The organism is Aerococcus sp. HMSC10H05 (genome assembly GCF_001806975.1).
Lineage (GTDB): Bacteria > Bacillota > Bacilli > Lactobacillales > Aerococcaceae > Aerococcus > Aerococcus viridans_B.
In genome coordinates this window covers 24,216-32,850 of the sequence record NZ_KV786986.1, presented here as the reverse complement: position 1 = coordinate 32,850, position 8,635 = coordinate 24,216, and the positions used below count along the sequence as shown (strand labels likewise).

The 8,635-nt window shown below is 38.2% G+C and carries 6 protein-coding genes; all 6 read left to right on the top strand.

Annotation, left to right across the window (positions count from 1 at the left end; all coding sequences use genetic code 11):
- Positions 1-330, top strand: a 330-nt coding sequence (locus HMPREF3116_RS08975; protein ID WP_168125793.1) for a thrombospondin type 3 repeat-containing protein, incomplete at its 5' end; no start/stop codon positions are given.
- 321 nt (positions 331-651) lie between these two features.
- Positions 652-2,880: a PTS transporter subunit IIBC gene (locus tag HMPREF3116_RS05485; protein ID WP_070468184.1), complete on the top strand. Its 2,229-nt coding sequence runs from the start codon at positions 652-654 to the stop codon at positions 2,878-2,880.
- A gap of 129 nt (positions 2,881-3,009) precedes the next feature.
- Positions 3,010-4,827 (top strand): glycoside hydrolase family 13 protein, encoded by a 1,818-nt coding sequence (locus HMPREF3116_RS05480; protein ID WP_070468183.1) that lies wholly within the window; start codon positions 3,010-3,012, stop codon positions 4,825-4,827.
- Positions 4,828-4,975: 148 nt separating this feature from the next.
- Complete coding sequence (locus tag HMPREF3116_RS05475) at positions 4,976-6,250, top strand: extracellular solute-binding protein (protein ID WP_070468182.1); 1,275 nt, start codon at positions 4,976-4,978, stop codon at positions 6,248-6,250.
- Between the two features lie 198 nt (positions 6,251-6,448).
- Positions 6,449-7,756 (top strand): carbohydrate ABC transporter permease, encoded by a 1,308-nt coding sequence (locus HMPREF3116_RS05470; protein WP_070468186.1) that lies wholly within the window; start codon positions 6,449-6,451, stop codon positions 7,754-7,756.
- Between the two features lie 3 nt (positions 7,757-7,759).
- Positions 7,760-8,617 carry a sugar ABC transporter permease gene (locus tag HMPREF3116_RS05465; protein WP_070468181.1) on the top strand — a complete coding sequence of 286 codons (858 nt, stop codon included), beginning with the start codon at positions 7,760-7,762 and terminating at the stop codon, positions 8,615-8,617.
- Positions 8,618-8,635: the final 18 nt, after the last annotated feature.

Sequence of the window (8,635 nt, the reverse complement as noted above, 5' to 3'; positions counted from 1 at the left end):
CCAGATGATGATAACGATGGCTACACAGATGAGGAAGAAAAAGAAGCTAGCACAGATCCAAAAGATCCAAATAGTTTCCCATCTGCTAAAGTAGACCATGAAAATGATGAAGTAGCTAAAGAACAATCTTCTGAAAATATTGAAGATATGACTACAGATGCTACGACATCAGAATCAGTATCAACTACATCAAATGAAACGCAACAATCTGCTAATGAATTACCTGATGCTGGTATGGCTTCTAGCGGTTCAGCATACGGTATTGCAGCATTATTACAATTATTAGGATTAGGTACACTATTTAATTCTAAGAAACGTAAGAAGAAATAGGTAGGTAAGTTTTTAGTAAATAAAAGCTAAATACCAATAAAAAGGCCGTGAGAGCGATATGCTCTTACGGTCTTTTTTGATCTCCAATATGGTTTTATATGGCTTTATATAAATAGTGTTGGTGAGCAATTCTTAGGCATTGTCGCCAGCACTATTTATTATGGAACCAAAAATCGTGAGAGATTATTGGACATTTTTTTGCTTATCATAAATAAATAATAAAAAGTTAATGCAAACGGTTGCACAAAAACGTTTTGGGGTGTATAATTTACTTTAAGATATGAAATCGTTATCAAATAATTTGAGTAAAGGAGCTTAAAAATGAAGAGACTGTTTACATTCGAATTTTGGCAACAGTTTGGGAAAGCCTTGATGGTTGTTATTGCAGTAATGCCAGCTGCAGGTTTAATGATATCTATTGGTAAAACGATTCCCTTATTTGCTGAAAACATGAGTATTTTAGTGACTACGGGTGGCGTTTTAGAATCAATTGGTTGGGCCATTATCGGTAATTTACATTTATTATTTGCCATTGCAATTGGTGGCTCTTGGGCTAAAGAACGTGCAGGTGGGGCTTTTGCAGCAGCTGTTGCTTTTGTCTTAATTAATCGTATTACCGGTGCACTATTTGGCGTAACAGCTGAAATGTTAGCTGATCCAGCCGCAGTAACCAGTACTATATTTGGTCAAACGATTCCTGTTGAAGGTTACTTTACAAGCGTTTTAGAAGCGCCGGCTTTAAATATGGGTGTATTTGTAGGGATTATTTCTGGTTTTATTGGAGCAAGTGCCTACAATAAATATTATAATTATCGAGAACTACCGGAAGTATTATCTTTCTTTAATGGGAAGCGTTTCGTCCCATTTGTTGTGATTGCATGGTCTTTAGCAACTGCTTTAGGCTTAGCTGTAGTTTGGCCAGTAATCCAATCAGGGATTAATGCATTCGGTCAATGGATTGCTTCATCTCAAGATAGTGCGCCTATTTTAGCACCGTTTATCTTTGGTACTTTAGAACGGTTACTATTACCATTTGGTTTACACCACATGTTAACCATCCCAATTAACTACACCGAACTTGGTGGTACTTATGAAATTTTAACTGGAGCGCAAGCGGGTGCACAGGTTGTTGGTCAAGATCCATTATGGTTAGCTTGGGCAACTGACTTGGCAAACTTCAACAATGCTGGTGACACACAAAATTATCAATTTGTACTAGAAAATTGGGTTCCTGCTCGTTTCAAAGTAGGACAAATGATTGGTTCATCTGGTACTTTGATGGGATTAACTTATGCGATGTATCGTAACGTTGACAAAGATAAGAAAGATAAATATAAACCAATGTTTATTTCAGCTGCAGCTGCTGTTTTCCTTACTGGGGTAACTGAACCTTTAGAGTATATGTTTATGTTTATTGCAATGCCTCTATATGTGGTGTATGCAGTAATTCAAGGGGCAGCATTTGCGATGGCGGATGTGTTAAATCTACGTGTCCATTCATTTGGTGTTATTGAATTTCTTACCCGTATTCCGTTATCAGCGCAAGCAGGAATAATGGGGGATGTCATCAATTTCATTATTGTGACATTAGTCTTTGGTGTATTAACTTACTTTATTGCAAACTTCATGATTAAGAAATTCAAGTACGCAACTCCTGGTCGTTTAGGGAACTATGAGGAAGGATTAGGCGGAGAGGAAGCTGGTAAAGCATCAGAAGGGAACGCTTCATCAATTGCCTCAAACGCTAGTGAACAACAAATTGCAGATGTAATCTACTTATTAGGTGGCCGTGAAAATATCGACTTTGTAGACGCTTGTATGACGCGGCTACGTGTAACAGTTAAGGATACTGAAAAAGTAGCTAGTGATGAGTATTGGAAAGCAGCTGGTGCTATGGGCTTAATGGTTCGCGGTACTGGTGTACAAGCAATTTACGGACCAAAATCTGACATTTTAAAATCTGATATTAATGACTTATTAGAATCAGGTGCACCTGTTCCGACACCTTCTGATAAGGTGACAGGGGAAATAAAGGTCGATGATCCTGCTGAAGCGACTGGAAAAAGTACGGCATCTGGTCAAAAAACAGCTATCTTTGCACCAGTATCTGGGCAATTATTGGATATTTCTGCTGTAAGTGACCCAGTATTTTCTGAAAAAATGATGGGAGATGGTTACGCTGTCGAACCTAAAGCGGGTGCAAGCTCAGCGAAAGTTTACGCACCTGTAGCTGGTAAAGTTGTATCGATTTTCCCAAGTCATCATGCAATTGGTATTCAAACAAGTGATGGTCTAGAAGTATTAGTACATATGGGGATTGATACAAATAATTTTGATCCAGAAGTCTTTGGTTTAACAATTGAGGTAGATCAAGAAGTAACTGCTGGACAAGTGATTGGTGAAATCAACTTACAAGCGGTTGAAGAAGCAGGTAAAGAAAAAACAGTAATCGTAGTGGTAACCAATTCAGACGCTATTGAACAAATTGACTTATCAGAAACTGATCAACCAATTGATGGTGGTCAGAAAGCAGGAGAGATTCTTTCTTAGATAGAAATGAATATATAGAGGGAAGATAGTTAATGGTTAACAAGCCATTAGCTATTTTTCTAATCACTAATGTAATCGCTTTCTTAAATCGTGATATTCTAATTAAAGATAGAGAAAAGAGGGAAATTATTGGATTTAGCAGCTTTATACCATCGTCCAGAAAGTGAATTTGCTTATTTATATACTGAAGATACTGTTCATATCCGCTTGCGTACAAAGAAAGATGACGTGGTAAAAGTAGATTTATTAGCGGGAGATACTTATTTACATTATTCAGAGGCTTGGTATCAGACAGGTCAAGCTATGGCTAAGGTTGCTACGAGTGATATACATGACTATTGGCAGTGTGAATGGCAATTAGCGCCTAATCGTTTGGCGTATGCATTTCGTGTTCAAGGGAATAACGGGGACCAGGTATTTTATTGTGATCGCGGGGTTTATCCAATAGATGATCAGGAAATTTTGAAGCAAGTAAATGCATATTTCCGTCTACCATACTTTCATGAAAGTGACCGAGTAAAAAAACCAACTTGGGTAAAGGACACGGTCTGGTATCAGATTTTTCCTGAACGATTTGCGAATGGAGATCCTACTAATGACCCAAAAAACACCTTACCCTGGGGAGCTAGAAAGCATCCACGTCATGATGATTTCTATGGAGGTGACTTACAGGGGGTTATCGATCATTTGGACTATTTGGAGGATTTGGGAATTACAGGTATTTATTTGACGCCTATTTTTAAAGCTGACACAAATCACAAGTATGATACAAGCGACTATATGACAATTGACCCAGCGTTTGGCAATCCTAAAATATTGAAGAAATTGGTTAATGAAGCTCATGCTCGTGGTATAAGGGTTATGTTAGATGCTGTTTTTAACCATATCGGCTATACGTCTAAGCAATGGCAGGATGTATTAGCAAATCAAGAAGATTCGATTTATAGTGATTGGTTTTATATTCAAGAATTTCCTGTAAAAGCATTTGAAGCAGTAGATTATAGTAGTGGTGAACAATTTGACCGTCACCAATTAACTTATCAAACCTTTGCTTTTGAACCACATATGCCTAAGTTAAATACTTCCAATCCACAAGTTAAAGATTATTTATTAGGAGTGGCTCGTCATTATATTCAAACTTATGATATTGATGGTTGGCGATTAGATGTTGCCAATGAAGTAGACCATCAATTTTGGAAAGATTTCCACCGGACTTGCATTAACTTGAAGGCAGATTTCTATATTGTAGGTGAAATTTGGCATTCAGCTCAACGGTTCCTTGAAGGGGATGAGTTTCATGCAATCATGAATTATCCGATGACAGACCAAATCAAAGACTTTTTCTTTGGACCAGTAATACAGGATCATACAATTGAAAATGCTATGACTAATCACCAATTTATTGATAGAATAAGCAGCCAGCAAATGCTTTATCGAGAACAAACCAATCAGGTTCAATTTAACTTACTGGATTCCCACGATACAGAACGGATTATGACAAGGGCTAAATATGATAGGGATAAGGTGCAGTCAGCACTCGTTTTTATGTTCTTACAAACTGGTACGCCTTGTATCTATTATGGTACAGAAATCGCCTTAGATGGCGGTGATGATCCAGATAATCGCAAATGCATGGTCTGGGAAAAGGATAAGCAAGATCTAGAGATGTTAAAGTTTACTAAAAAACTTATAAAAATGCGGCAGAATTACAGAGATCTCATTCACTTTGCCAGCTTAGATTGGGTACATGACTTGCCAAGTAATCGAATATTAGCTTTTAAAAAGGTTTATCATGGACAAACCCTACGGGCATATTTTAACCAGGGTAGTCAAGACCTGAAAATCGCAGTAAATAAAAACACAAAAATTGTACTAACCAATATTGCAGAAATTGAATGCGGTGACATATATATGAGACCAGGAACTTACTTAGTTAGTGTAGATTAAGCGTATTAATGAAAAAAGCTTTTTGCAATATATTAAAAGTAAAAAAATATTATAAATTAATTACGAAAACGGTTGCAAAGAAGATAAGCATATGCAATAATCTTTGCAAGCGATTACATTGAGTTTTGTATTTTAGGAGGAAAAGTAAATGAATAAATTGCAGTGGAAGAAAACGGCTTTTGGTTTAGTAACGGTATCAGCTGCCCTAGTACTTGCGGCATGTGGGAATGGAGGCGAAGAATCTGCAAGTTCAGATGGTGGATCTGAAAGCGCAAGCGGTAGCACCTTACAAGTATCTGTCGGTGCTGACTATATAGATTACGTAAACGAAATTGCCCCAGCCTTTGAAGAAGAGACAGGGATTGATGTTGAAGTTGTTGAACGTGAAATGTTTGAAACATTAGATTCACTTTCATTAGATGGTCCAGCAGGGATTGCGCCAGACGTGACAATCGCCCCTTACGACCGGATTGGAAACCTAGGTATTCAAGGACATTTATTACCAGTAACACTGCCAGATGATGGTCGTTATGACGAAACAGACGAGCGTCAAGTAACAGCTAATGATGAAATTTACGGTATGCCTTATGTAGTTGAAGCCTTAGTCCTTTACTACAACAAAGAATTAATCGATACTGCCCCAACAACATTTGAAGAGTTGGAAGCCTTATCAGAAGATTCAGCATATGACTACTCTTCTGAATCAGGCAAAAACACTGGCTTCTTAGCAAATTGGGTTGACTTCTATTCTGCGTACGGTCTAATTGCTGGGTATGATGGTTATATCTTTGGACAAGACGGTACAGACACATCTGACATCGGTTTAAATACTCCAGGTGCTGTTGAAGGGATTGAATACGCACAAACATGGTACGAAAAATGGCCAGAAGGTATGTTGGATACAACTTCAGCTGGTAGCTTCGTAGATGAAACCTTCATCTCTGGCGATGCAGCTGCAGTAATCGGCGGACCATGGTCTGCAGCTTCTTACCAAGAAGGTGGTGTTGACTACGGCGTTGCTGCAATCCCAACATTGCCAAATGGTGAAGCTTACCAAACATTCGGTGGTGGTAAGGGTTGGGTTATCTCAGGCTATACTGAAAATGAAGAAGCTGCCCAACAATGGTTAGAATATGTGACAACTGAAGAGAATATGAATAGCCTACATGAATTTAACTCAGAAGTACCAGCTAACCAACAAGCTCGTCAGACAATTGTGGATGCAGGTGAAAATGAATTAGCGATTGCTGTTATCGAACAATATAATGATGCTGTACCAATGCCTAATATTCCAGAAATGGCAGAAGTATGGACAGGTGCTGAAACAATGATGTTTGATGCGGTGTCAGGTAAAAAATCTGCACAACAATCAGCTGACGACGCTGTTCAAGTGATTGCAGATAACATTGCACAAAAATACTAAGTGACACATCTTTGAAAAATTGTGGATGGTTTAGCTAATGGTTTAGTAATCATCGCTGAGCCATCCTTCTTTATTCTAAGAAGTGGCATAAATGTTTAAGTAATGAACCATTAAACAAAAAGAATCTATGATACCTGTCATGGTTTTCTAGTGAAGGAGTTGGTTGCAGTGGTTAAAACTGCAAAAGAAAGAAAAAAAGTGAACTTCACTTCCAAGCAAAAGAGTCAGATCAATAAAGCAACACTGGCTTCAATCATTCCTGGTGGGGGACAATTTTTAAATAAGCAAGTACTTAAAGGCGTCATCTTTTTAGTCATTTTTGCCTTATATATTCTCCATTTATTCAGTTTTGGCTTTGATGCCTTTAACGGTTTGGTTACGCTTGGGGTAACACCTCGTGAAGATCATTCCCTCTTCCTCTTAATTGAAGGGGTACTTGAATTATTAATAACTGTCATCTTTATTATTTTCTACGCTGTACAAATGTGGGATGCCCGAAATGTGGCTAAATTAAATGCTATTAACCCAGATAAGGTCAACCGTTCTGCTAAGGATATTTTAAACAACCTTTACGAATCAGGTTTCCCTTATTTATTAACCATCCCCGCTTATATTTTAATGTTATTTGCTATTGTATTCCCTGTAGTCGTAACGATTTTAATCGTTTTTACTAACTATGATTTCCAACATATTCCACCAGCTAAACTTATAGAATGGACAGGGTTGGAAACCTTTAATTCTATTTTTACCTTAGCAACTTATCGAGAAACGTTTGGTGCAGTATTTTCATGGACAGTCATTTGGACCCTATTTGCTACAACTTTGCAGGTGGGATTGGGTTTTTTCCTAGCGATTCTGATGAATCAACCCTTCATCAAATTCCGTCGCTTCTTTGGCGTTATCTTATTGTTACCATGGGCAGTACCCGCCTTCATCTCAATTTTGACGTTCTCCAATATGTTTAACCCATCAGCAGGGGCCATAAACTCACAGGTAATTCCGTTTATCAACAATTTGATTCCTTTCTTGGAAATTCCTGCATTAGCTTGGAAAACGGACCCATTCTGGACTAAAGTGGCATTAATTTCTATTCAAGGTTGGCTTGGTTTCCCATATATTTACGTATTAACCACGTCGATTCTACAATCTATTCCGGGTGAATGGTATGAAGCAGCTTCAATTGATGGGGCTTCACCTATCCAAAAATTCCGGTTTATTACCTTCCCACATATTCTATCTGTTGCGGCACCGGTATTAATCACGCAATACACCGGAAACTTTAACAACTTCTCAATGATTTACCTATTTAATGAAGGTGGACCGGGTTCTGTTGGTAATAATGCCGGGACAACGGATATCTTGATTTCATGGGTATACAAGTTGACGACTGGGCAATCGCCACAATATAACGTATCATCTGCGATTACCATTATCATCTCAACGATTGTCATTGTGATTTCATTGATTATCTTTAAATATACCAATGCTTTTGAAATGGAGGATTAAGCCATGGCTGAGAAAAAATTAGCAAATACGCAAAAACGCGGTCGATTTTGGACCAAATTCTTTACCTATGCCTTCTTAGTCTTTATGGCAATCATCATTATCTATCCCTTGCTGATTACGATTACATCAGCCTTTAGGGGTGGAAACTTAATTGCCTTTAACTTGGACTTCTCAGGTCAGTTTACCTTGAGTAACTTTGAAAGATTGTTTACACAAACCCAATATGGTCAGTGGTACATCAATACCTTAATCGTTGCAGTCATTACGATGGCGCTACAGGTAACAATCATTACGCTAGCAGGGTATGCTTACTCAAGATACCGGTTTTCTGGGCGAAAACAATCCTTAAAATTTTTCATCATTGTTCAGATGGTACCAACAACTGCCGCTTTAACAGCCTTTTATGTAATGGCTTTACAAGTGGGTGGATTAGATAAGTTATGGTTTTTGATTTTTGCTTATGTCGGCGGATCAATTCCGATGAACTCATGGTTGATGAAAGGGTATTTTGATACAGTACCAATTGACCTAGATGAATCTGCTAAATTGGACGGTGCTGGTCATTTACGGACTTTTGGTCAAATTGTTTTACCACTTGTTCGACCAATGATTTCAGTACAAGCCTTATGGGCATTTATGACTCCGTTTGGTGAATACATGCTAGCCCGTTTTATCTTACGATCACCAGAAAACTATACCGTAGCCATCGGGTTACAACAATTTATTACCAATCCCCGTGAACAACGGGTAACCCTATTCGCGGCAGGGGCCTTATTAATTGCCTTACCAATCTCAATCATGTTCTTCTACTTACAAAAGAACTTTGTGTCTGGTTTAACTGCTGGTGGTACTAAGGGGTAATACATCATTCTTCACACA

Excerpts from the sequence above, each read along its gene's own strand:
- HMPREF3116_RS05485 (WP_070468184.1), top strand. The coding sequence starts at position 652 with ATGAAGAGACTGTTTACATTCGAATTTTGGCAACAGTTTGGGAAAGCC.
- HMPREF3116_RS05475 (WP_070468182.1), top strand. The coding sequence starts at position 4,976 with ATGAATAAATTGCAGTGGAAGAAAACGGCTTTTGGTTTAGTAACGGTA.
- HMPREF3116_RS05465 (WP_070468181.1), top strand. The coding sequence starts at position 7,760 with ATGGCTGAGAAAAAATTAGCAAATACGCAAAAACGCGGTCGATTTTGG.